The 21,802-nt window shown below is 72.2% G+C and carries 17 protein-coding genes; 10 read left to right on the plus strand and 7 right to left on the minus strand.

All coding sequences use genetic code 11. The features are described from left to right. Nucleotides 1-278: 278 nt before the first annotated feature. Together WME83_RS46650 and WME83_RS46655 are read left to right on the plus strand one after the other, a co-directional pair. The gene (locus WME83_RS46650; RefSeq protein ID WP_437316162.1) at nt 279-2,597 is read left to right on the plus strand and encodes a heavy metal translocating P-type ATPase; all 2,319 of its coding nucleotides are present in this window, start codon (nt 279-281) and stop codon (nt 2,595-2,597) included. 363 nt (nt 2,598-2,960) lie between these two features. Further along, entirely contained in the window at nt 2,961-3,353 is a 393-nt protein-coding gene (locus WME83_RS46655; protein WP_437316163.1) for a four-helix bundle copper-binding protein, read from the plus strand. Nucleotides 3,354-3,404: 51 nt separating this feature from the next. Here WME83_RS46655 and WME83_RS46660 read toward each other — a convergent pair whose 3' ends face one another. Both WME83_RS46660 and WME83_RS46665 read right to left on the minus strand, forming a co-directional pair. Beyond that, a complete protein-coding gene (locus tag WME83_RS46660) occupies nt 3,405-4,127 on the minus strand; it encodes a DUF305 domain-containing protein (RefSeq protein WP_437316164.1) in 723 nt (240 codons plus the stop codon). A gap of 268 nt (nt 4,128-4,395) precedes the next feature. Next, on the minus strand, nt 4,396-5,289 hold the full coding sequence (locus WME83_RS46665) for a LysR substrate-binding domain-containing protein (RefSeq protein WP_437316165.1): 894 nt from the start codon (nt 5,287-5,289) through the stop codon (nt 4,396-4,398). Nucleotides 5,290-5,477: 188 nt separating this feature from the next. On the opposite strand from WME83_RS46665, the gene WME83_RS46670 reads away from it, so the two are divergent. Further along, nucleotides 5,478-6,020 carry a hypothetical protein gene (locus WME83_RS46670; RefSeq protein ID WP_437316166.1) on the plus strand — a complete coding sequence of 181 codons (543 nt, stop codon included), beginning with the start codon at nt 5,478-5,480 and terminating at the stop codon, nt 6,018-6,020. A gap of 135 nt (nt 6,021-6,155) precedes the next feature. Here WME83_RS46670 and WME83_RS46675 read toward each other — a convergent pair whose 3' ends face one another. Next, the gene (locus WME83_RS46675) at nt 6,156-6,797 is read right to left on the minus strand and encodes a TetR/AcrR family transcriptional regulator (RefSeq protein WP_437316167.1); all 642 of its coding nucleotides are present in this window, start codon (nt 6,795-6,797) and stop codon (nt 6,156-6,158) included. Nucleotides 6,798-6,860: 63 nt separating this feature from the next. Here WME83_RS46675 and WME83_RS46680 point away from each other — a divergent pair, with 63 nt between their 5' ends. Next, the gene (locus WME83_RS46680) at nt 6,861-7,730 is read left to right on the plus strand and encodes a sterol desaturase family protein (protein WP_437316168.1); all 870 of its coding nucleotides are present in this window, start codon (nt 6,861-6,863) and stop codon (nt 7,728-7,730) included. Between the two features lie 148 nt (nt 7,731-7,878). Here the strand turns inward: WME83_RS46680 and WME83_RS46685 are convergent, their stop codons facing one another. The 3 genes from WME83_RS46685 to WME83_RS46695 all read right to left on the minus strand — a co-directional run bounded on the left by WME83_RS46685 (nt 7,879) and on the right by WME83_RS46695 (nt 12,173). Continuing rightward, on the minus strand, nt 7,879-8,613 hold the full coding sequence (locus WME83_RS46685; protein ID WP_437316169.1) for a DUF1326 domain-containing protein: 735 nt from the start codon (nt 8,611-8,613) through the stop codon (nt 7,879-7,881). A gap of 651 nt (nt 8,614-9,264) precedes the next feature. Beyond that, nucleotides 9,265-10,680 (minus strand): sigma-54-dependent transcriptional regulator, encoded by a 1,416-nt coding sequence (locus tag WME83_RS46690; protein WP_437316170.1) that lies wholly within the window; start codon nt 10,678-10,680, stop codon nt 9,265-9,267. Next, nucleotides 10,677-12,173, minus strand: coding sequence for a sensor histidine kinase (locus tag WME83_RS46695; protein ID WP_437316171.1), 1,497 nt, complete (start codon nt 12,171-12,173; stop codon nt 10,677-10,679). Before WME83_RS46695 ends, WME83_RS46690 begins: the two co-directional genes overlap by 4 nt. A 483-nt stretch (nt 12,174-12,656) precedes the next feature. Between WME83_RS46695 and WME83_RS46700 the strand changes: the two genes are divergently transcribed. From WME83_RS46700 to WME83_RS46720, 5 genes are read left to right on the plus strand one after another with little or no spacing between them, the layout of a single operon-like run. Next, the gene (locus tag WME83_RS46700; protein ID WP_437316172.1) at nt 12,657-13,370 is read left to right on the plus strand and encodes a hypothetical protein; all 714 of its coding nucleotides are present in this window, start codon (nt 12,657-12,659) and stop codon (nt 13,368-13,370) included. A 1-nt stretch (nt 13,371) separates the two neighbouring features. Continuing rightward, nucleotides 13,372-14,676 carry a TolC family protein gene (locus WME83_RS46705; protein ID WP_437316173.1) on the plus strand — a complete coding sequence of 435 codons (1,305 nt, stop codon included), beginning with the start codon at nt 13,372-13,374 and terminating at the stop codon, nt 14,674-14,676. After that, nucleotides 14,673-15,317 (plus strand): hypothetical protein, encoded by a 645-nt coding sequence (locus WME83_RS46710; RefSeq protein WP_437316174.1) that lies wholly within the window; start codon nt 14,673-14,675, stop codon nt 15,315-15,317. Before WME83_RS46705 ends, WME83_RS46710 begins: the two co-directional genes overlap by 4 nt. After that, entirely contained in the window at nt 15,314-16,501 is a 1,188-nt protein-coding gene (locus WME83_RS46715) for an efflux RND transporter periplasmic adaptor subunit (protein ID WP_437316175.1), read from the plus strand. Before WME83_RS46710 ends, WME83_RS46715 begins: the two co-directional genes overlap by 4 nt. An 8-nt stretch (nt 16,502-16,509) precedes the next feature. Further along, entirely contained in the window at nt 16,510-19,692 is a 3,183-nt protein-coding gene (locus WME83_RS46720; RefSeq protein ID WP_437316176.1) for an efflux RND transporter permease subunit, read from the plus strand. 17 nt (nt 19,693-19,709) lie between these two features. On the opposite strand, the gene WME83_RS46725 is transcribed toward WME83_RS46720, so the two are convergent. Further along, entirely contained in the window at nt 19,710-20,738 is a 1,029-nt protein-coding gene (locus WME83_RS46725; RefSeq protein ID WP_437316177.1) for a Rieske 2Fe-2S domain-containing protein, read from the minus strand. On the opposite strand from WME83_RS46725, the gene WME83_RS46730 reads away from it, so the two are divergent. Then, the gene (locus WME83_RS46730; protein WP_437316178.1) at nt 20,737-21,468 is read left to right on the plus strand and encodes a TetR/AcrR family transcriptional regulator; all 732 of its coding nucleotides are present in this window, start codon (nt 20,737-20,739) and stop codon (nt 21,466-21,468) included. The genes WME83_RS46725 and WME83_RS46730 overlap by 2 nt on opposite strands. The last annotated feature ends 334 nt before the right edge of the window (nt 21,469-21,802 follow it).

Here is a 21,802-nt window from a genome sequence, read left to right on the forward strand (position 1 = left end):
CGCCGACGCGTGCGGGGCCCTGATCGCCCTCGGCCCGTGGCGCCTCGGCCGCACGCGCGGATTCGAGCCCGCCACCCGCGGGCCGCTCCTCCCTGAAGACGCAGCCGTCGGGGTTCATTACACCGCGCACGAGCCGCCGCGTTCGCCGGCGGAGCCGAGCGAAGTCCCCTCAGCCCCGGACCTACCGGCCGCGCCGTCAGCGCCCCGGTGAGCGCCAGCGCTCTTCGCGTAATCCGCGGGATGCCCCTCCGTCTGCACCGGTCGACAGAGAGGTGATCATGTCGACCGCATCCGTCTCCGTTCCCGCCCCCCAGGACACCGATGGGGCCGCCGCCGGCCGCATCGACCTGCCCGTCGAGGGCATGACCTGCGCCGCCTGCGTCCGGCGCGTCGAGCGCGCCTTGCTCGCTGTACCCGGCGTCAGCGACGCGAAGGTCAACCTCGTGACCCGTACGGCCAGGGTCACCTTCGACCCGGCCGTCGCGTCCGCCAGGATGCTCGTCGCCGCCATCGAGGGCGCGGGCTACAGCGTCCCGGAGGGCAGCGCCGCGCCGGGCAGCACCACCGTTGCTCCTGTCGACCGGACGGCCGCCGCCGAGGAGAGCCTCGACGGCGAGCGGCGCGCCCTCGTCCGGGACTTCGCGATCTCGCTCGCCCTCTCGGTCCCGCTGCTCGTCCTCGGCATGTCGCACGGCCGCATCCCGGGCGCGGACGGCACCATCGGCCGGTTCATCCAGCTCGCCCTCGCGACCGCGGTGGTCGTCGGCCCCGGCCGCAGGTTCTTCCGGCTCGCCTGGGCCGCGCTCCGGCACCGGGCGGCCGACATGAACACCCTCGTGGCCCTCGGGACCGGCGCCGCGTGGGTCTACTCGGCGATCGCGGTCGTCGCGCCGCAGCTCTTCCCCCACGCCGAGCACGGCGCTCGGCCGCACGTCTACTTCGAGGCGGCCGGGGCCATCATCACCTTCGTCCTGCTCGGCAAGCTCCTCGAGACGCGCGCCCGCAAGCGGCTCACCGACGCGGTGCGCGGGCTCGTCGCGCTCCAGCCGAAGACGGCGCGGCGCCTGCGCGGCGATCGGGAAGAGGAGATCCCGGCCGCGGCGCTCTCGCCCGGCGATCTCGTCCGCGTCCGTCCGGGAGAGCGGATGCCGAGCGACGGCGAGGTCGTCGCGGGCGCCTCGGCGGTCGACGAGTCGATGCTCACGGGCGAGAGCCTCCCCGTCGACAAGAGCGCCGGCGCGGCCGTGTTCGGCGGCACGCTGAACCAGAGCGGACAGCTCACGGTGCGGATCACGAAGACCGGCGCCGACACCGCGCTCGCCCGCATCGTCGAGGCGGTCGAGCAGGCGCAAGGCTCGAAGGCGCCCATCGCGCGCCTCGCCGACACCGTGAGCGGCGTCTTCGTCCCGGTGGTCCTCGGCATCGCCGCGCTCGCGTTCGTCGCCTGGGTGGCGGTGGACCCGAGCGCGGCGGGGCTCGCCGCCGCGGTCGAGCGGTTCGTCGCCGTCCTCGTGATCGCCTGCCCCTGCGCCCTGGGCCTCGCGACGCCCGCCGCCGTGGCCGTGGGCACCGGGCGCGGCGCCGAGCTCGGCGTGCTCGTGAAGGGCGGCGCGGCGCTCGAGGCCGCGAGCCGCGTCGATACCGTCCTCGTGGACAAGACGGGCACGCTCACCGCGGGGCGGCCGCAGCTCGCGGCGGTGAAGGCGCTGGCGGACGTCCCGGAGGACGAGCTCCTGCGCCTCGTCGGGTCGGCCGAGCTCGGCAGCGAGCACCCGGTCGCGAAGGCGCTCGTCGAGGGCGCGCGCGCCCGGAACCTCCCGCTCGCCGCGCCCGAGGCCTTCCGCGCCGACGCCGGCCGCGGCGTGGTCGCCCGCGTCGAGGGGCGGGAGGTGCGCATCGGCACGGCGCGGTACCTCGCCGAGCTCGGGATCGACGCCGCGCCGCTCGAGGAGCTCGCCGAGGACCTCGCCCGGTCCGGGAACACCCCGTCGTTCGTCGCCGTCGACGGCCGCCTCGCCGGCCTTGTCGCGGTCGCCGATCTGCCGACCCCCGAGGCCAAGGAGGCCGTCGCCGCGCTGCACCGGCTCGGCGTGCGGGTCGCGATGGTGACCGGCGACCGCGGGGCGACCGCGCGCGCGGCGGCGCGAGAGCTCGGGATCGACGAGGTGCTCGCCGAGGTCCGCCCCGAGGACAAGGCCCGCGTCGTGCGCGAGGAGCGGGAGCGCGGGCGCGTCGTCGCGATGGTCGGCGACGGCATCAACGACGCGCCCGCCCTCGCCGGCGCCCACGTGGGGATCGCGGTCGCGAGCGGCACCGACATCGCGGTCGCCGCGGCCGACGTCGCGCTGCTGCGCGGCGGCATCGCCGCCCTGCCCACCGCGCTCGGGCTGGCGCGCGCGACGCTGCGGACCATCCGCCAGAACCTCTTCTGGGCGTTCGTCTACAACGTGGTCGGCATCCCGATCGCGGCCGGCGCGCTCTACCCGCTGACCGGCTGGCTCCTGTCGCCGGTCCTCGCGAGCGCGGCCATGAGCCTGTCGAGCGTCTCGGTGCTCCTCAGCTCCCTGCGGCTCCGGCGGTTCGGGCGCGCGGGCTGACACCCGCGCTCGACCGGGCGGCCTGGTCGCCCGGTCGGGCGCACGTGACCGTACCGGTCACATCGAATCCATCGTCCCTGTCGAATCCCGTCCGCCCAGGCCCGCTCCGAGCAGCGGCCCGTGAGCCGCTCACCGCACGCGCGAGCAGGATGACACGAGAGCATTCGGGACATCGGAGGCTCGTTCAGCCTCCTTCCGAGCCTCGGTTGCGGAGCGCTCCGACATGAAAAATCTGGCCAGTCCGACATGAGGGATCTGGCCAGTTCGACAAGCCTGTCGACCCGGCGGCCGGGCTCATGTCAGGCGCACACGACATGAGATCACGAATCGTCGAGAAGCATCATTGGAATCAAGGAGGGACACATGACGCACAAGGGCACCGCTTCGAGCAAGGCTTTCGTGGACACGGCCACCGAGGCCCAGAGCTGCCAGTCGATCTGCGTCCAGACGATCCAGCACTGCCTCCAGATGGGCGGCTCCCACGTGGAGCCTTCGCACCTGCGGCTCATGCAGGATTGCGCCGAGATCTGCGAGACGACCGCGACGATGCTGCTGCGCAGCTCGCCGCAGCACAACCAGGTCACGGCCGCGTGCGCGAGCATCTGCGAGCTCTGCGCTCAGAACTGTGACAGGTTCACGGGCGACGCGCAGATGAAGGCCTGCGCCGACGAGTGCCGCCGCTGCGCCGCCGCGTGCCAGCAGGTCGCGCAGATGCGGCCGGGCGGGGCGGCCGGCGGACACCACAGCGTGCCCTGAGCCAGCCGTCGCGCCGCCGGGGGCCGGTACCTCGGGAAGCGGGCGCGGCCGCTACTCTTCCGGATACCACTCCGCCCGCCACGACTTCATCTGCTCGATCTCCCGCTGCTGCGCCTCGATGATGCCGGTGGCGAGCGTCTCGATCTCGGCGTGCTCGGACTGCTTCAGGGCGATCTCGGCGGCGTCGATGGCCATCTCGTGGTGCGGGATCATGGCGTCGATGAAGGCCCTGTCGAACGGCTCCGCCGTCTTCAGCGCCTCGTTCGCCTCGACCATGTTCATCATCCCGTCGTGCTCCATACCCGGCAGCATGGGCATCTCGTCCACGGGCGGCGTCTCTGCGCTCCCGTACCACTGCTCGCGCCAGCTCTTGAGCTGGCTGATTTCCTGGTTCTGAGCCGAGATGATCTCGTCCGCCATCGCCTTCAGCTCCGGGTGCTCGGCCCGCTCCTGGGCGGTCTCGGCCATCATCACGGCGCCCTCGTGGTGAGGCGCCATCATGTCGATGAACTGCTGGTCGAACGGCGCCGAGGCCGTCTCCCCGCCGCCCGCGGCGTGGTGGTCGCCGTGATCGTCCGACGAGGATTTGCTGCATGCGTTCACGAGGACAGAGCCTCCCGCGATGAGGAGGACGGCGAGAAGGCGGCCGGGGAACGCGCTCTGCCTGCGCCGCTCCGGCGCGGCTCGGCGCAAGGGAGAAGCGGCGCGGCGCTCACCGGCAGCGGCGAGCGTCACGTCGGACTGGGTAGGTCGTTCGTAGGAGCTCTGAGCCATGGGATCCTCCGTGGGTTGGGGACCCCACCTCCGATGCGAAAGCGGTGCCGCTCGCCCTGCCCAGGAAGCAAGGGTTTTGCGAGCGATCCGCGGCTCGCGCAGCGCGTCGTCCCTGGGTCAAGGTGGCCTCAGGTGTGGCGTAGATGCCCGTCGATACAGACAGCGTTGTGGCCGTCCGGGTCACATGCATGCTACCCGGATGGCTCCGCCCGCCACCGCTCTGACGCCAGCGCAGCTGGGCTGCTCGCCTCGGGCTGTGCCAGGCCTCTCATGAACGTGGTGGTCCGAGCAGCGTGGAGGCGAAGTCCAGGAAGACCCGCACCCTGGGGATGACGTGCCTCGGGCTCCGGTAGAGCGCGTGGATCGGACGCTCGTCCACAGCGAACTCATCCAGCACGGTGACCAGCGCCCCCGACGCGAGCTCGGGCGCGATCATGAAGTCGAAGACCCAGGCGAGCCCGGCGCCGGCCACGGCCAGCGCCTTGAGCGCGTCGCCGTCGTTGACGCTGAGAAAGCCGGTGGGCTCGAACCGGAGCGCCCCGCTCTCCGCGCGGAAGCGCCACGGCACGACGCGGCTCTCGCGGACGAACCCGAGGCAGCGGTGCTGCTGGAGGTCCTCCGGCGTCTCCGGCGACCCGCTCCGGCGCAGGTACTCCGGCGAGGCGCACACGAGCATCCGCGTGACGCCGAGCCTCCGCGCCACGACCTCGGCGTCCCCGAGGTGCCCGATGCGCAGGCTGACGTCGACCCCCTCCGCGGCCGGGTCGATCACCGCGTCCCGTAGCCGGAGATCGAGCTCGATGCCCGGGTGCTGCGCCAGGAAGCCCGGCAGCGCGGGCACGAGCGCGAGCCGCCCGAGGACCGCGGGCGCCTCGACGCAGAGGCGCCCCTCGGGGACCGCGCGGGCGTGCGCGATCGACTGCTTCGCGGCCTGGAGCTCCTCCAGGATGCGCTGGCACCGCTCGAGGAAGGCGCGGCCCTCGTCGCTCAGCCGGAGCGCGCGCGTGGTCCGGTGGAACAGCCGGACGCCGAGCTCGTCCTCGAGCTGCGCGATGCGCCGGCTCGCCGCCGAGGCGGTGATGTGCAGCGACCGCGCCGCGCGGGTGATGCTCCCGAGCTCCGCGACCCGGACGAAGGCCTCGATGTTCGCCAGGGAGTCCACGGCGCCGACGCTACCACGCCCGCGAGGGGCCCTGGATTCGTGCACGCCACGCACGAGTCCTGTTCACGGGATGCGATCGACCTGCCCCCGCACGCCGGCTAATCCCTGCTTCTGCCGCGGACGCCCCTCGACCCGTGAGGTGAGGCGCCCGCGCGACCTCAGGGCCTCAACGGCGCGGAGATCCAGCCATGCAGACATCCCAGGACATCGCAGCAGCGCTCACGAGGAGGGCGGCGCTCGCCGGCGTCGCCGTGATGGTACTCACCACGGTGCACCACGCGATCGGCGCCGTGGTCTACAGGACGCCCTGGCGGCTTCACATCGCGTTGCTCAGCGTCCCGACGATCGCCGTGCTCCTCGGCGCCCTCGCCGTCCACCGCCGCCGCGCTGGCGCGCCGGCCGGACGGGCCGCGTTCGTGGTGCTCGCCGCCGCGCTGGCGCTCGTTCCGATCGCCTGGATCGGAGTGTTCGAGGGCTTTTACAACCACGTGCTGAAGGACGCGCTGTACTTCCTGGCGCCTCGGTCCCCGATGCTCCTGCGCCTCTTTCCGCCGCCCACCTACGTGATGCCGGACAACGTGATGTTCGAGATCACGGGCGTCCTTCAGGTCGTCCCGGCATGGATCGCCGCCGCGGCGCTCGCGCGGCGCTTGCTCGGCTCCCGGACAGCGCGCTCGAGCCTCGTCGTCCAGCCGAATGCTGCCGTCCCGAGGGGCGGGGAGATCCGATGAGTTGTGACCCGGCAGGTCACGCCAGCCACTCCGCTGTAACGCGCGGAGACGTGGTGCGCTGATCGTCACCCTGCTGGTCTGGGTATCCACTCCCCTCCCGTGGCGCCTGGACGTGCTCCTCGGCGCGGTTGCGCCTCACCCCTCCCGCGTCCGTCCGCTCGCCGCGGCCCGCTCGTCCGCGAGGACCCGCTGCAGCAGCGCCGTGCTCTCCTCCGCCATCCGCTCCGGTGAGCACGGCATTCCCTTGTGGACCCAGCTCGTCATCAGCCGCACCAGCGCCGCCGCCGCCGCCTCGGCGCGGAGCAGGAACAGGGCCCCCTCCTCCGGCCCCATCCGCGGAGCGTACAGGCGGCAGATGCTGCCCTGCAGGATGTCCTCCAGGGAGCGCGTCAGCACCCGCTCGCTCTTCTCCGCAACCAGGAGCTTGCGCACCAGCTCGTGCATCTCGGCGAGGTGGCGGTAAAACGGCAGGAAGTCGAACGGACGTCCCGCATCCCGCAGGGACAGCGCCCGCAGGTGCTCGTGTCCGAACAGCAGCAGCTGCTCCTTGTTCTCGTAGTGCGAGTAGAACGTGGACCGCCCGACGTTGGCTCGATCGATGATGTCCTGGATGGACACCTCGTCGTAGCCCTTCTCCAGGATCAGCGAGACCAGGGCGTCCGAGAGCAGCTTCCGGGTCTTCTGCACGCGCCGATCCGCGATCTTGCCGGCGGCCCGCGTCCTGTCGCCGCCCCTGTCCCTGGTCTCGTTTCCGGACTTTTTCGAGCTCTTGTTCATTAACGCTCAATCCGCGGTCCATGTCGCTAGGTGAAAGAGGCGCCCGACCTCAGCATCCCTCGCATGCGAGGAACGCTGATCTGGATGACGAGCCGCCTGCTGTACCCGCTGCTGCTGGCGGTGACGTTGTACATCATCTACGCCGCCGTGACGCAGGGCTGGGACCTGAGGCGCACCCTGTGGGGCTACCTCCTCGGCCTGATCGTCTTTCTCATCACCGTCGAGCGCCTGCTGCCGCTGTCGCCGGACTGGGGCATGACCCGCCAGAGCTTCTGGCGCGACCTCAAGTACCTGCTGGCCTCGGGCGTCACCATCGCGGTGGTGCGGATTGGCTTCGGCACCCTGGCCCTGTGGCTCAGCGAGCGGCATCAGGGCCCGCTCGCCAGCGCCTCCGTGCTCCCCAGCGTGGGGGTCTTCCTCGTCGTCTTCGAGCTGCTGCAGTACTGGTTCCATCGCCTCAGCCACGAAGGCAACGGAGCCCTGGGGCGCTTCTTGTGGAAGGTCCACCTGGCCCATCACCTTCCGGATCGCGTGTACGTGGTGATGCACGGCGTGTTTCACCCCCTCAACGCGCTCATCTCGGCGGTGCTGCTCCAGTCGACCCTGCTGATCCTGGGACTGTCGCCGGAGGCCGTCTTCGCGGCGATGTTGCTCATCGATCTCCAGACGATGATATCGCACTTCAACGTCGACATCCGCGCTGGATTCCTGAATTACGTGTTCATCGGCACCGAGCTGCACCGCTATCATCACAGCGCCGACCTCGACGAGGCCCGGAACTTCGGGACCGTGCTTCCGCTGTGGGATCTGGTCTTCGGGACGTTCGTGTACCGGCCGGACGCGGCCCCGCGCCGCCTCGGCGTCGACCGCTCCGCGGGCTATCCGCCGTCGCAGCAGTTCTGGCAGGTGCTGGCCCTGCCGTTCCGACGCTGACCTGTTCGCGCCACCCGGCCGTCTCGCAGGCCGGTGGCGCGCTCTGGTCCCTCGGCGTCATGCGGCAGCCGCCTCCCTGCGTGGCAGGCCGCCCACGACGACGGCGCCGCCTCCAGTGGAGCGCCGCTCTACGCGACGTTCGCAGGCGTCACTCCGGACGCCAGTCGAAGGGGAAATGCTTGCTGGAGCCGCCCTTGTAGGCGTGGGAGAAGTCGAAGCCGGTGGCGAGGTCGTCCTCGACCACGCCCCAGGTGGCCACCTGGCCGGGGCCGACCTCGGCGCCGGGGGCGTTGATCAGCTGCACCCGGCGGTTCGGGTCCGCGGTCGGCCCGGTGAGCGCTCGCGCCCCCACCTTGACCCGCCCCGGGATCTCGGCCCTCCAGTGCGCCAGGTCGGCGGGGGCTTCGAACCTGATGGGTGCGTACTCGATGCTGCGCACCTCGCTGATCAGGGAGCCGAACTTCCCGGGCCAGCCGCCTTCCTTGCCGATGAAGATGCGTTCCAGCGCACGCCGCTGATCGGAGTCGGCCTTGGCGTCGATGTAGAACATCAGCTTCATCGTGGCGTTCGGATCGCCGACCCACATGTTCCCCTTGAACTCGCCGATGCTGACGACCCCGAGCCCCGAGAGGTCGACGCCTGCGTGGTGGCCCTCGTGGATCTGCCAGACGAGCGTGAAGAGGCAATCCCCGTGCGTGGGGGTCTGCGCGAACGTGCATGGGCAGGGCAACGAGCAGCTGCAGATGTCAAACCACTCGCCTCTGAGGTGCCAGTCCGCAGGCGACTCCGCCTTGACCGGCGAGGCGTCGGGCTGCGCCCCAGCTTGCCCCTCGACCGCGTCGATGAGCGCCTGAGCTCGTCCGCCGCCGCTCTGCGCGTTCATTTCAGTCTCATGATTGCAATTGCATGCACCGCTGCACATGGTCATCACTCCTTCGTCGATTCGGTCGTGTAGGTGTCCCCATGAAGGTTGCGAGCTCAGGGCGAGCATCCCCTGGGGACAGCCGACATCGTGGTTCTTTGTTGCAGGCGTACCCTTCCACCGTGCAGTCGCCGCCCCTCTCGGGGGGCGACTCGCGGCGGGCACTTCGTACGTGGAGACGTCGCCGGTCGGCGGGCATTACAGGGCGCCGAGAGGCCCGGCGCCGCGCAGCTTCAGCAGCTCTTTGGCTTCCCGGAGGGTGAAGCCGAGTTCCTGGGCGAGCTCGATGAACGCAGCGATCCTGACGGGTGGTTGGATCGAGGGTCCCGGCGCCAGATTACAGCTCGAGCGCGAGCTCGGCGCGGTCCATGCCGCAGCGCGGGAGGCGGAGGTCGAGTCGCAGTCGGCGCGAGGTCGGCGGCTCGAATCAGAGCTCGCCCCGGCGCAGCCGGACACCCCGATCACCACCCGGGTGCCGCGTGGTGGCTCGAGCGCCGGCCCGGCGCTACCGCAGGAAGCAGTGCCGCATGAGGGCGGCCAGACTGGCGAGCTGGTCAATGGTCTCCGGCATTCGAGACGCCAGCTCACCGACGCTTCACGGTGGCTGCCCGCTCAGCTCTTCGATCCGTCCGTGCTCCGCCGCTCCTCGCGGAAGTCGTCAGCGGAGAGGCCGCAGCGGCGGAGGAGCCGGTAGAAGCTCTCCCGCTCGACGCCGGCGTGCGCGGCGGCCTTCAGCACGTCGCCCCGGAAGCGGCGCATCACCGCCTCCAGGTAGCGCCGGTTCATCTCCTCGCGCGACGCGTCGACGGCCTCGCGGTACGACAGCTGGGCGAGGTCCATGTCGCTCGAGCTCGTGAGCCGGAGCGGGCTCGCCCCCTGCACCTCGGACGGCAGCGACTCGAGGCGGATCTCGCTCGTCGTCTCGATGACCAGCGCCCGCTCGACGGCGCTCTTGAGCTCGCGCACGTTGCCAGGCCACCGGTACATCTGGAGCGCGCTCATCGCCGCCGCCGAGAACCCGGTCGCGGACGAGCGCGACTGCGGCGCTCGCTCAGCCAAGAACCGCTGCGCCAGAAGCGGGATGTCCTCCGCGCGCTCGCGGAGCGGGGGCAGCTCGACGACGCAGACGTTGAGCCGGAACCAGAGATCCTCGCGGAAGTCGCCGGTCTTCACCATGGCCCGGAGGTCGCGGTGCGTCGCGCTGATGAGCCGCACGTCGACCTTGCGCTCGCGCGACTCGCCGATACGCCGCACCGCCCGCTCCTCGAGCACGCGCGTGAGCTTCGCCTGGACCGTCGGCCGGAGCTCGCCGATCTCGTCGAGGAACAACGTGCTCCCGTGCGCCTCCTCGAAGAGGCCCGCGCGGTCCGTGGCCGCGCCCGTGAACGAGCCGCGCGCGTGGCCGAAGAGCTCGCTCTCGATGAGCGAGCGCGGGATGGCCGCGCAGTTGACGGCGATGGGGCGGTGCGACGCGCGGGACGAGTGCTCATGGATGGCGCGCGCCACGAGCTCCTTGCCGGTGCCCGTCTCGCCCAGGATGAGCACGGTCGCGTCCGTCGGCGCCACGCGCTCGATGAGCTGGTAGAGCGCCCGCATCGCGGGCGAGCGCCCCGTCATGCCCGCGAAGCCCCGCGCTTCCGGCGCGTCCTGCCCGCCCATCAGCACCGTGGCCTGCGCCATGGCCCGCTCGACCAGCACGCGCAGCTCGTCCGGGTCGAACGGCTTGGTCACGTAGTCGTAGGCGCCCTCGCGCATGGCCTGGACTGCGGTCGGAACGGACGCGTACGCGGTCATCAGGATGAAGGGGACTGCGGGCCAGCGCGCGCGTACCGCGCGGAGGACCTCGAGCCCGTCCCCGTCGTTCATGCGCAGGTCGCAGACGACGGTTGTGACCGGCTCGGTCTCAAGGACCTGGAGCGCCGTCCGCACGCCCCGGGCCGTCAGGACCCTCGCGCTCTTGCCAAGCACCTTGGAGAGCAGCGTCAGCATGTTCGCCTTGTCATCGACGACGAGCACTGTCGGCTTCATGCGCTCTCCTGGCTCTCCCTTGCTTCGTCGATGACGACGCCCGGCAAGTCGATCACGAACTGGGACCCGCCCCCCGGCCTGGGCTCCGCCCGGATGGTCCCGCCGTGCGCGGTCACCAGACCATAGCAGACCGCCAGGCCGAGGCCGGTTCCGTCGCGTCGGGTCGTGAAGAACGGCTCGAAGAGGCGCTCGCGTGCCTCCTCCGGAATGCCGGCTCCCCGGTCCAGGACCTCGACCCGGTAGCCATCGTCCTGTCGCCTTCCGCGCACGATGATCTCATCACCTCCCGAGGTTCCAGCGGTCGCGTCGCGCGCGTTGGTCACGAGGTTGACGATGACCTGCCGGATGCGGAGCGGATCCACGTTGATGAAGGCCGGCTCGGCGTCCACGAGCAGGGACTGGTCGCGCCGCCCCGGCCCGCCGTCGCAATGCGAGGCCGCGTCCCTGAGGAGCTCCTCGGCCTGCACGGCGCGCGGCGAGAGCACCGGCGAGCGCGCGTACATGAGCAGCTCCTCGGCGATCCGCTGGCAGGCCGCGGCCTCCTCGTCGAGGATCGAGAGCTCCTCGCGGAGGGAGGGCGTCTCTGCCTCCTTCATCATCGTCTTCACGTAGCCGCGGATCACGGCGATGGGGTTGTTGATCTCGTGCGCCACGCCCGCGGCGACGCGGCCGATCGCCGCCAGCCGCTCCGAGGCGACCAGGTCGGCCTCGGTGCGCGACAGCGCGTCCAGCATGCGGTTGAACGCGTCGGCCACCGCCGCGAGCTCCACGGCTGCGACCGGCTCGACACGGGCGCTGCGATCTCCCGCGGTGACGCGCCCCGCGACGCGCTCGAGCGAGGCGAGCGGCGTCGAGAAGGAGCGCCAAAGCTTGCGCCCGGCGATCAAGGCGAGCGCCGCGGCGAACGCGCAGACGGCCGTCGCGAGGATCAAGGCGAACCGGATGAACTGCTCAGCACGGCGCTCCGCGGCCAAGGCGCGCTCGTCGAAGTGACGCGCCAGGCTGTCCGCGTGCTCCGTCATCCGGTCGACGAGCGCGTTGGCGCGGTCGTGGGCGTGGTGGACCTCGTGCCCGTCCTGCCGATCGATGGCGGGGAGGATGGCCGTGGCGAAGAGCCGGCTGAGCTCGCGGCTCGCCTTGCCGATGTCGTCGAGCTTCGTGGCCGCCTCGGCGTCGAGGCTGGGCCGCAGCTCGGCGAGCTTCGCGCCGAGCTCGTTCACCCAGGCGTCGTGGTGCTCGACGTGCGAGCGGTCGCGCAGGATGATCGTGTGTGCCTCGTGGATGTACTGCTCGCGCGCGGTGACGCTGAGCAGCGCAGCCCGGCGCGAGGCCACCTCGAGGTCGTGGGCCTCCAGGATCGCGCGACGGGACGCGAGGCCGGTGAGCACGGTCGCAATGCCGCTCACGACGACCAGGGCGACGAGGAGGCTGATGACCAGGAGCAGCCGGCGGCGGAGCCGGTAGGGGCGCTGCGAAGCGGGAGGCGGAGCCATGGACGGGGGCATCCTCGCAAGCCGCGTACCGGGGCCGCAATCGGAGCACTGACGGCGCGCGGAGCCGCCGATCAGGCCCGACCGGCGTGGTTCCCGACCCGGCGGAGGGACGGTCTGTGACCGAAGCGGTCACAAGAGCGTGACCGTTGAGGTCACGGCGAGGACCCGACCCCGCCAGAAGCCCGGGATTCCGGCGTGCGGCGGCGTTGGCGCGCTCGTTGCTCAGGCCCCTGCTCTCCAGGGCAAGACCCTCGGTTCCAGGACAACACGATGCGCCAAATCCTTCTCTCTCTGCTCGTCTCGATCCCGCTTCTGGCCTGCTCCACGAAAGAGACACCTGGCCACGATCACGCCAGGGCCACCGCGACACAGGCTCCCGCCGCGGTGCCGTCCCCCACGCCGACGCCCCACGACCATGCCGCGAGCACGGCGGGCACGCGCCCTCACGCGGATCACAACCCCCGTCACGGCGGCCTGGTCACCATGGAAGGTGACAACCACGTCGAGGTCGTCGTCGGAGCCGACGGCGCCATCGACCTCTACGCCAGCGACGCGGTGAGGACGCCGATCCCGCCGAAGGACGTCACCGGCACCATCACGATCGAGCCCAAGGGCAAGGGCGAGAAGCAGACTTTGACGCTCGCGCCCAACGAGGCGAAGGGCTCGCTCTCGGCCAAGGGCCCGGCGCCGGACAAGGCGGATTACACGTGGGACCTGAAGGTCCGCGGCGCGCCGATGAAGATGACGCTCACGGTGCCGGCCGGGGGGACGGCGTCCCTCGTCGACGCGCCGGCCGAGCACCCGGCCGGAGACCACGCCCACGGCTCGCCCCACGGCGGCGTCGTCCAGTCGCTCGCGGGCGGCCACGTCGAGGTGAAGCTCGAGAAGAGCGGCGACATCACGGTGTGGATGCTGGACGCGGCCGAGAAGCCTCGCTCCGCGAAGGGGGTCAAGGCGAGCCTCCGCCCGGTCGTCGCGGGGTCGAAGGAGGTAGAGCTCGCCTACGACGAGAAGGCGGATGTCCTGCGGGGCAAGATCGACCCGGTCAAGCAGGACCACGTGGACGGGGTGCTCAGCATCACGCCGGCCGGCGGGACCGCGACGTCGATCCGGTTCGCGTTTCACCTCGAGGGCCATGCAGGGGCGGGACACGACGGCCACGGACACGACGGCCACACGGGGCACGAGGGGCACTGAGATGACGACCCGGCGGCCGCACCGCAGCCGACGCGCGATGTTCGCGGCCCTCGCCGCCGCGCTGACGCTCGTGCCCGCGTCGTGGGCCCGCGGCGAGACGCTGACGTGGGCCCAGGCGAAGGCGCGCGCCGCCGCGCGGTCGCCCGCGGCCGCAGAGGCGCAGCAGGGCGCACGCGCGGCGCGGGCGGAGGCGGCCGGCGCGGGGCGCTGGCCCCGCACGAACCCCGTGCTCACGGGGGGTGTCGATCTCGGCGCCCCGTTCGGACACCCCGAGGACCGGGCCTTCTCGGTGGGCATCGAGCAAGAGCTCGATGTCTTCGGGGTCGCGGCCACGGCGGCGCGCGCCGGCCAGCAGAAGGTCGCCGTCGCCGAGCTGGAGGGGGCGGTGCTGAGGCTCGACGGGCTCGCCGAGGCGGCCGAGGCGTTCATCGAGCTCGAGCGAGCGCAGCGCGTGCTCGCCGTCTGGACCGAGCTGGACCAGGTCTTCGAGCGCATTGCCGCTGGCACCGCGGCGGCCTCCCGCGCCGGTGAGCGGTCGGATCTGGATGCGATCCTGGCGAGCGCCGAGAGCGCCGGGGCGACGACCGAGCTGGCCGGCGCGAAGGCCGAGCTCGCGCGCGCGCAGGCGCGGCTCGGAGTGCTCATCGCCGCTGCGGATCCCTCGTCCCTCCGCGTCGCGGAGGAGCCGGTCCGGCCGCCGGACGCCCGTGGCCGCGACGTGCTCGTGGCCGCCGCGCTCCGCCGCCGACCCGAGGTCGGGCTCTTTCGGGCTCGGTTGGGAGAGGCCGAGGCGCGGCGCGCGTTCGCCGCACGCGCCGCGCTCCCGGAGCCCACCTTGGGCCTCGGGGTCGAGATGGAGCGGGAGGGGACCGATGCCGCCCCGGCCAGCCCGGACGGGGCGACCGGCGCCCGGCACGAGCGCACGCAGCTTCAGATCACGCTGTCCGTGCCGCTGCCGTTCTTCGACCGGAACCAGGCCGAGCGAGCCCGCGCGCTCGCCGACGCGAGCTCCGCGGGCGAGCAGGGCGCGATCGCTGCCCGGCAGATCCACGCGGCGGTGACCCGCGCGAAGGCCGCGGTCGACGCGAGCTGGACGGCCCTCGCGCGGTGGCAGGCCATCGCTCCCCGGCTCGACGAGGCGCAGGCGATGGTCGAGAAAGGCTACGCAGCAGGGCAGGTCGACCTGTTCGACACCCTCGCCAGCGCCGAGCGCGTCGCCCGGTCGCGCGTCCAGATCGTCGAGGCGCGCGCCGCCTACCTGAAAGCCCGCGCGGAGCTGTCGCGCGCGCTCGGAGAAGAACCATGATGCACAAGAAGCCCCTCGCCTGGGCCGTGGCGCTCGCGATCGTTGCGTCGGTCCCCCGCGCCTCCGCGCACGGCGGCGAGGACCATGCGGCGCCCGCCGCGCCGAGCGCCGCGAGCACCGGGACGGAGCACGTCGTATCCGGGGAGACGGCGGTGTTCTCGGTGGTGATCAAGTACCCGGCGAGGAAGGCCGAGGGACCGCTCCCCGCGCGCGTCTACGTCGCCCGGGCCGACTCCAGCGCGCCGGTCGAGGGCGCGCGGGTCCGGCTCGAGCTGAAGGGGGGGCTGACCTTCGCCGCGGACGCGGGGAAGACGGCGGCCGCCGGGGTGTACGAGGTCGCGCTCCCCGCGGCCCCGGAAGGAGCGACGGCCAACGGGGTGGTGTCGGTCGAGGCCGGGGACGACTTCGACCTCGTGCTCGTCGGCGACCTCCGCTTCGGCGCCATCGCGCCCGCGGAAGCGCCGGCCGGGACGACGCCGGGCCGGGAAGTGCCCCTCGGCGCGCTGGCGGCGGCCGCGGGAACGCTCGCCGTGCTCAGCGGCGGCATCGGGTATGCGCTCGGGCGGCGCTCGCGGCGGAAGCCGCCTTCCCCCACCCTTCGCCCCGAGGATCGTTCCGCGCTCCCGCAGGGGGCCTCGTGAGCCGCGCCCGTCCGACCACCGTCGGCGCCATCGCCGCCGCGCTCGCCGTCGCCTCGGCCCTCGCGGTCACGGGCCTCGGGGAGCGCGCCGGCGCGCACGGCGGCGAGGACCACAGCGCGCCCGCGAAGCCCGCAGCCAGCGCCGCGGCGGACCCGAACGTGGCCCGGGTGCCGATCGAAACCCAGTTCCTGCTCGGGCTGCGCACCGAGCGCGCGAAGCGCGGCGCGCTGGCCACGAGCCTCGGGCAGATCGGCACGGTGGTCGCCCGCCCCGCGGGCGAGCTGGCCGTCGTGGCCCCGACGTCCGGCCGCCTCTTCCCCCCGGACGGTGGCTTCCTCCGGCTCGGCGACGAGGTGAAGAAGGGCCAGCTCCTCGGGACGCTCCGGCCGAGCCTGGGCGGCGCAGAGAGCGCGCAGCTCGGGCTGTCGCGCAGCGACGCCGCCTCCCGGGTCGCCGCGGCCGAGGCCCGGCTCGGCCTGGCCGAGCGCGAGCTCGCGCGACGCCGCGAGCTCAAGGGCATCGTCGCCGAGAAGGACATCCAGGCCGCCGAGGCCGAGGTGGAGATCGCCCGGGCAGAGGCCGCCCGCGCCCGGGCGGACGTCGGGGTGCTCGCGGGCGGGGCGGGCGCGCAGAAGCTCAGCGCGACGATCGACGGGACGGTCGTCTCCGGCCGGGTGAGCCCCGGCGCCCAGGTTCCGGAGGGGACCGAGCTCTGGCGCATCGTCGATCTCGCGACGCTCTGGGTCGACGTGCGCATCCCGGAGGCGGACGCGGCGCGGCTCGCAGGCGATCGCGCCGAGGTGACGCTCGTCACGGATCCCGCGGCGCGCTTCGAGGCGAGGCGCCTCGCCGTCGCGTCGCTGGTCGACCCGGCGACCCGCACCGTCCAGGCGCTCTTCGAGTTCGACAACAAGGACCGACGCGCGCGGGTCGGCGCGCTCGCCAGCATCAGCATGGCGGGGAGCGCGCCCGTCGAGAGCGTCGTGGTGCCGGCGTCGGCGCTGCTCGATCGCAGCGGCGCGCCCACGGTCGTCGTGAAGACCGGCCCCGAGACGTTCGAGCTGCGCGCGGTCGCGATCGGGCCGAAATCCGCCGGAGCCGTGGGGATCACGGCGGGCGTGACGGCGGGAGAGCGCGTGGTCGTCGACGGCGCCATGGCCGTCCTCCTCGCGGCCGGGGGCTAGCAGGGACCATGTTCGACTACCTGATCCGCTTCTCGCTCAGGAACCGCCTCTTCGTCATCGCCGCGGCGGCGCTGGTGCTCGTCTATGGGATGTACTCGCTCCTGAAGCTCCCGATCGACGTCTTCCCTGACCTGAACCGGCCGACGGTCACCCTGATGACCGAGGCTCCTGGGCTGGCCCCCGAGGAGGTGGAGACGCTGGTCACGGTGCCCCTCGAGCGGGTGATGAACGGCGCCCCCGGCGTCGAGCGCGTGCGCTCCACCTCGGGCGTCGGCCTGAGCGTCGTGTACGTCGAGTTCGACTGGTCCACGGACATCTACCGCGACCGACAGCTCGTCGCCGAGCGCCTCGCCACGGTGACGGAGCAGCTCCCGGAAGGCATCACGCCGCAGATGGGCCCCGTCGCCTCGATCATGGGGGAGATCCTGCTGATCGGGGTGCAGGGCGAAGGGGTCTCGCCCATGACCCTCCGGACCCAGGCCGACTGGGTGATCCGGCCGCGGCTGCTCACGATCCCGGGGGTCGCGCAGGTGATCCCCATCGGCGGCGAGGTCCGGCAGATCCAGGTCACGGTCGATCCGGCCAAGCTCGCGGCGGCGGCGGTGTCGCTCGACGAGATCTCGCGCGCCCTCGCGGGCGCGAACGCCAACGCCACTGGCGGGTACGTCGACCGGCGGGGGCTGGAGTTCCTCGTGCGGACGCTCGGTCGCGCCCGGACCGAAGCGGACGTCGCCGCGACCGTCATCGCCATGCGGAACGGGACGCCCGTGACCCTGGCGCAGGTCGCCACGGTGCAAGAGGCCGCGCGCATCAAGCGCGGCGACGGGTCGATCGACGGCAAGCCCGCCGTGATCCTGTCCGTGCAAAAGCAGCCGGGCGCCGACACCGTCGCGCTCACCGGAAGCATCGACAAGGCGGTGGCCGAGCTGCAGAGGTCGATGCCCGCGGGCGTCACCATCAACCCGCACCTCTTCCGGCAGGCGACCTTCATCCAGAGCGCGGTCCACAACGTGGTCGAGGCGCTGCGCGACGGCGCGATCCTGGTCACGATCGTCCTCTTCCTGTTCCTGCTCAACTTCCGGACGACCGCGATCACGCTGACCGCCATCCCGCTCTCCTTCATCGTGAGCGCGCTCGTGTTCCGGGCGTTCGACCTGTCGGTCAACACGATGACGCTGGGCGGGCTCGCGGTGGCGATCGGCGAGCTCGTCGACGACGCCATCGTCGACGTGGAGAACGTGTTCCGGCGCCTGCGCGAGAACCGGGCCCTCGCCTCCCCGCGGCCGGCGATCGACGTCATCCGCGACGCGTCGAGCGAGGTGCGCGGATCGATCGTGTTCGCGACGATCCTCGTGGTCTTGGTCTTCGTCCCCCTGTTCGCCATGAGCGGCATCGAGGGGCGGCTCTTCGCGCCGCTCGGGATCGCCTACATCGTGTCGATCCTCGCGTCGCTGGTTGTATCCCTGACGGTCACACCCGCGCTCTGCTCGTATCTCCTGCCGTCGATGAAGCGGATGAGCCACGAGGACGGCTGGCTGGTGCGCAAGCTCAAGGCCGCGGACCGGCGTGTGCTCGGGGTGTCGCTGCGGCACCCCGGGGCCGTCATGGCGGCCGCGGGCGCGCTGGTCCTCGCCGCCGCGGCGACGGTGCCGTTCCTCGGGGGCGAGTTCCTCCCGCCGTTCAACGAAGGGACGCTCACGATCAACGTGATCGCCAGGCCGGGCACCTCGCTCGCGGAGTCGAGCCGGCTCGGCACCCTCGCCGAGCAGCTGATCCACGAGGTCCCCGAGGTCGTCTCGACCGGGCGGCGGACCGGCCGGGCCGAGCTCGACGAGCACGCGGAGGGGGTCCACTACTCGGAGATCGACGTCGATCTGCGGGCGTCCGAGCGAGAGCGGGAGGAGATCCTCGGCGACATCCGCGCCCAGCTCGACAAGATCCCCGGCGTGGCGGTCAACGTGGGGCAACCGATCTCGCACCGGCTCGATCACCTCCTCTCGGGCGTGCGCGCGCAGGTCGCGGTGAAGATCTTCGGCGAGGACCTCGGCGAGCTGCGGCGGCTCGGGAAGGCGGCGCGCGATGCCATGCAAGGGGTCGCGGGGGTGAAGGATCTTCAGATCGAGCAGCAGGTGCTCATCCCGCAGATCGCCATCAAGGTGAACCGCGAGCGCGCGGCGCAGCTCGGCGTCAACGCGGGACAGCTCTCCGAGCTGCTCGAGCTCGCGCTCGCGGGCAGCACGGTCACGCAGATCCTGGAGGGGCAGCGGACCATCGACGTGGTGCTGCGGTACCCGCCGGAGCTCCGCGAGGACATCGACGCCCTTCGGCGCACGCTGGTCGATACGCCCAGCGGCGCGAAGGTGCCGCTGTCCGACCTCGCCGACGTGACGGAGAGCATGGGGCCGAACCAGATCAGCCGCGACGACACGCAGCGGCGGATCGTGGTCTCCGCCAACGTGGCCGGGCGCGATCTGGAGCAGGTCGTGAGCAATATCCAGCGCGCCGTGGACGCTATCCCGAAGCCGCCGGGCTACTACGCGACGTACGGCGGGCAGTTCGAGAGCCAGCGGTCGGCGTCGCGCCTGATCGGGTGGCTCTCGCTCGCGAGCCTCGCCGGGATGCTCGTGGTCCTGTACTCGCAGTTCCGCTCGTGGACGGTGGCGCTCCAGATCCTCTTGAACATCCCGCTGGCGCTGGTCGGCTCCGTGCTCGCCGTCGTCCTGACCGGCGGGGTCCTCTCGGTCGCGACCCTGGTCGGGTTCATCACGCTGTGCGGCATCGCGTCGCGCAACGGCATCATGATGATCTCCCACTACATCCACCTGATGAAGGAAGAGGGCGAGTCGTTCGGCGCGGCGATGATCGTCCGCGGCTCGCTGGAGCGCCTCGTCCCGGTGCTGATGACCGCGCTCACCGCCGCCCTGGCGCTCGTGCCCATCGCGCTCTCCAAGGGCCAGCCGGGCAAGGAGATCCTGCAGCCCGTGGCGGTGGTCATCCTCGGCGGCCTGCTCTCGTCGACGCTGCTCGACATCGTGGTCACGCCGGCGGTGTTCCTGAAGTTCGGCCGCAGCTCCGCGGAGCGCCTGGCGCGCGCCCGGGACAGCGCCGGTGGCGCCCAGGCCCTGGGCCTCGCGACGCCCGCCGCCGTGGCCGTGGGCACCGGACGCGACGCCGAGATCGGTTGCTCGTGAAGGGCGGCGCGGCGCTCTCATCGCGCCGTGAATCCGCTCGCCGCCGGCAGCGGGCCGCGGGCCATCGGGAGGGCGCGGCGACCCGAAGGCTCGTCGTCGGTGCCGCTCGAGGTGCCCTTCAGCTCGGCGAAGTAGCGCTTGCGGAAGAGCAGCGTGGGGGCGTCGGTGCGGACCGACCGCTCCTCGCCGGCCGGGGGGATCTCGACCGGAAAGGAGGACTCGACGATGGCGCGATCCTCGGAGGCGATGCGCGCGTTCATGCGGTGGAAGAAGACGTCGAAGAGAGGGCTCGTCAGGAAATCGCGGGCCATGGTCATGAGCATGCGGGTGCGCTGACCATCGATGGGGACGCAGGCGACGAGCATCATCATGCGCTTGTTCGGGATCGGGATGTGCAGGTTCATCTGGTTGGGCCAGCGGAAATCGAGCGAGCCGGCCTCGGGCTTGCCGTCGACGCGAACGTGGGTGTGCGCGCCCCAGGGGCGCTCTTCCCAGGCGATGTCCATCCGCGCGTCGCTGCGGCCTGCCATGCTCTTGCCGATGGTCCTGCGGTGGACGAACGGCAGGTGGGGCCAGTCGAGCATGTTCTCCATGGCCCGGGTCCAGTGGGTGGCCCACTCGATCTGGAAGCCGGAGACGCGGACGCCCGGGCTCGAGAGCGCCTCGTGCGCCTCGGGCTCGGTGGCGGGACGGTCGATCGGCGCGGTGTAGACCCAGATCTGGCCGGCGAGCTCGCGCGCCGGGAAGGCGACGCCGCGGAGGGTCGAGAGCTTCGCGTCCGGGTTCCACGGGACGTGGCAGACCTGGCCGGAGGCCTCGATCCGCCAGCCGTGGAAGGGGCACTCGAGGCAACCGTCCTTCACGCGGCCGAGCGAGAGGGCGACGCCGCGGTGAGGGCAGCGGTCGAGCAGCGCAGACGGTTTGCCCTCCCTGTCGCGCAGGAGGACGAGCGGGGTGCCGGCCACCTGCACGGCCAGGGGCCGGTCCGCACGGAGATCGGCCGCCAGCGCGACCGGGGTCCAGACGTTCGCGAAGTCCTCGAACATGGGGCACCTCGTTTATTATCACGAGTATGATATTCTATTTTTCAGCGTCAAGCGGGCAGAATGGAGGGCGATGGGCAGGCGGGCCGGGGCGCGGAACCAGGACTACGAGGCGACGCGGGAGGAGATCGCGCGCAAGGTGCTCGGGGCGGTGGTGCGGCGCGGGGCGCAGGCGAGCCTGCACGACCTCGCGCGCGAGGCGGAGGTCTCGATCCCGACGATCAAGCATTACTTCGGCGATCGATCGGGCGCGGTGGCCGAGGCGCTGCGGACGGTGCGCACGAGCGCGGCGCAGTACATCGCGACGGTGGCGGAGCCCGGCGATCTCGGCCTGCGGGCGTCGCTGCTCGGGCTCGCGTCGAGCCTCGCGGCGGTGTGGGTGCCGATGGGGGTCGGGCAGCTCTTCTCGGCCGGGATGGCGGCGGGGCTCTTCGACGCGGTCGCCGGCCCCGGCTACCTGGACGGGGTGCTCGAGCCGACGGTGCGCGCGATGGAGGAGCGCCTGCGCGTGCACGCGCGCCGCGGCGAGGCGCGCCTCGATCCCGAGGACGAGCTCTCGGTGCGCACGGCCGCGCTCGCGTTCCTGTCGCCGCTCCTCGTGGCGCTCCTCCACCAGCACGGGCTCTCGGGCGCCACCTGCCGGCCGCTGCCGATGCAGCCGTTCCTCGAGAAGCTGGTGGACGGGTTCGTGGCGGCCTACGGGCACGGCGAGGGGCGGAAGGCGCAGGCGTGAGCGGGCGTGGCCGTGCGCCCGGCCACCGCGCCCACCACGCCCCCGCCCGTGACGATCGACGGGGACGCGAGGGCGCACCTGGCGGGCTGCGCGGCCTTCACCGCCCAGGCGAGCGCGGGTCGTCGCCCTCTCGCGCAGCGCGCCGGACGAGGAGGTCCAGCGCGTCGTCCTCGAGAAGGGTCGCACCCGGATGCCGGTCCACGACGGCACGATCGACGACGTGATCGGCGGGCAAGCAGCTCGCCGAGCGGGCTTTGGAGGCCGCGCGTGCCGCCAAGCGCGCGCTTCGACCTGCTGATCAGCGGGCGCAGCGTCGAAGTCGTCAGGCAGCGGC

Source organism: Sorangium sp. So ce385 (genome assembly GCF_051474135.1).
GTDB classification, from domain to species: Bacteria; Myxococcota_A; Polyangia; order Polyangiales; family Polyangiaceae; genus Sorangium; species Sorangium cellulosum_D.

What these genes read in the sequence shown, in the direction of transcription:
- WME83_RS46650 (WP_437316162.1), top strand. Translation starts at nt 279, where the DNA reads ATGTCGACCGCATCCGTCTCCGTTCCCGCCCCCCAGGACACCGATGGG.
- WME83_RS46655 (WP_437316163.1), top strand. Translation starts at nt 2,961, where the DNA reads ATGACGCACAAGGGCACCGCTTCGAGCAAGGCTTTCGTGGACACGGCC.
- WME83_RS46660 (WP_437316164.1), bottom strand. Translation starts at nt 4,127, where the DNA reads ATGGCTCAGAGCTCCTACGAACGACCTACCCAGTCCGACGTGACGCTC.
- WME83_RS46670 (WP_437316166.1), top strand. Translation starts at nt 5,478, where the DNA reads ATGCAGACATCCCAGGACATCGCAGCAGCGCTCACGAGGAGGGCGGCG.
- WME83_RS46675 (WP_437316167.1), bottom strand. Translation starts at nt 6,797, where the DNA reads ATGAACAAGAGCTCGAAAAAGTCCGGAAACGAGACCAGGGACAGGGGC.
- WME83_RS46680 (WP_437316168.1), top strand. Translation starts at nt 6,861, where the DNA reads ATGCGAGGAACGCTGATCTGGATGACGAGCCGCCTGCTGTACCCGCTG.
- WME83_RS46685 (WP_437316169.1), bottom strand. Translation starts at nt 8,613, where the DNA reads ATGAACGCGCAGAGCGGCGGCGGACGAGCTCAGGCGCTCATCGACGCG.
- WME83_RS46690 (WP_437316170.1), bottom strand. Translation starts at nt 10,680, where the DNA reads ATGAAGCCGACAGTGCTCGTCGTCGATGACAAGGCGAACATGCTGACG.
- WME83_RS46695 (WP_437316171.1), bottom strand. Translation starts at nt 12,173, where the DNA reads ATGGCTCCGCCTCCCGCTTCGCAGCGCCCCTACCGGCTCCGCCGCCGG.
- WME83_RS46700 (WP_437316172.1), top strand. Translation starts at nt 12,657, where the DNA reads ATGGAAGGTGACAACCACGTCGAGGTCGTCGTCGGAGCCGACGGCGCC.
- WME83_RS46705 (WP_437316173.1), top strand. Translation starts at nt 13,372, where the DNA reads ATGACGACCCGGCGGCCGCACCGCAGCCGACGCGCGATGTTCGCGGCC.
- WME83_RS46710 (WP_437316174.1), top strand. Translation starts at nt 14,673, where the DNA reads ATGATGCACAAGAAGCCCCTCGCCTGGGCCGTGGCGCTCGCGATCGTT.
- WME83_RS46720 (WP_437316176.1), top strand. Translation starts at nt 16,510, where the DNA reads ATGTTCGACTACCTGATCCGCTTCTCGCTCAGGAACCGCCTCTTCGTC.
- WME83_RS46730 (WP_437316178.1), top strand. Translation starts at nt 20,737, where the DNA reads ATGGGGCACCTCGTTTATTATCACGAGTATGATATTCTATTTTTCAGC.
- WME83_RS46725 (WP_437316177.1), bottom strand. Translation starts at nt 20,738, where the DNA reads ATGTTCGAGGACTTCGCGAACGTCTGGACCCCGGTCGCGCTGGCGGCC.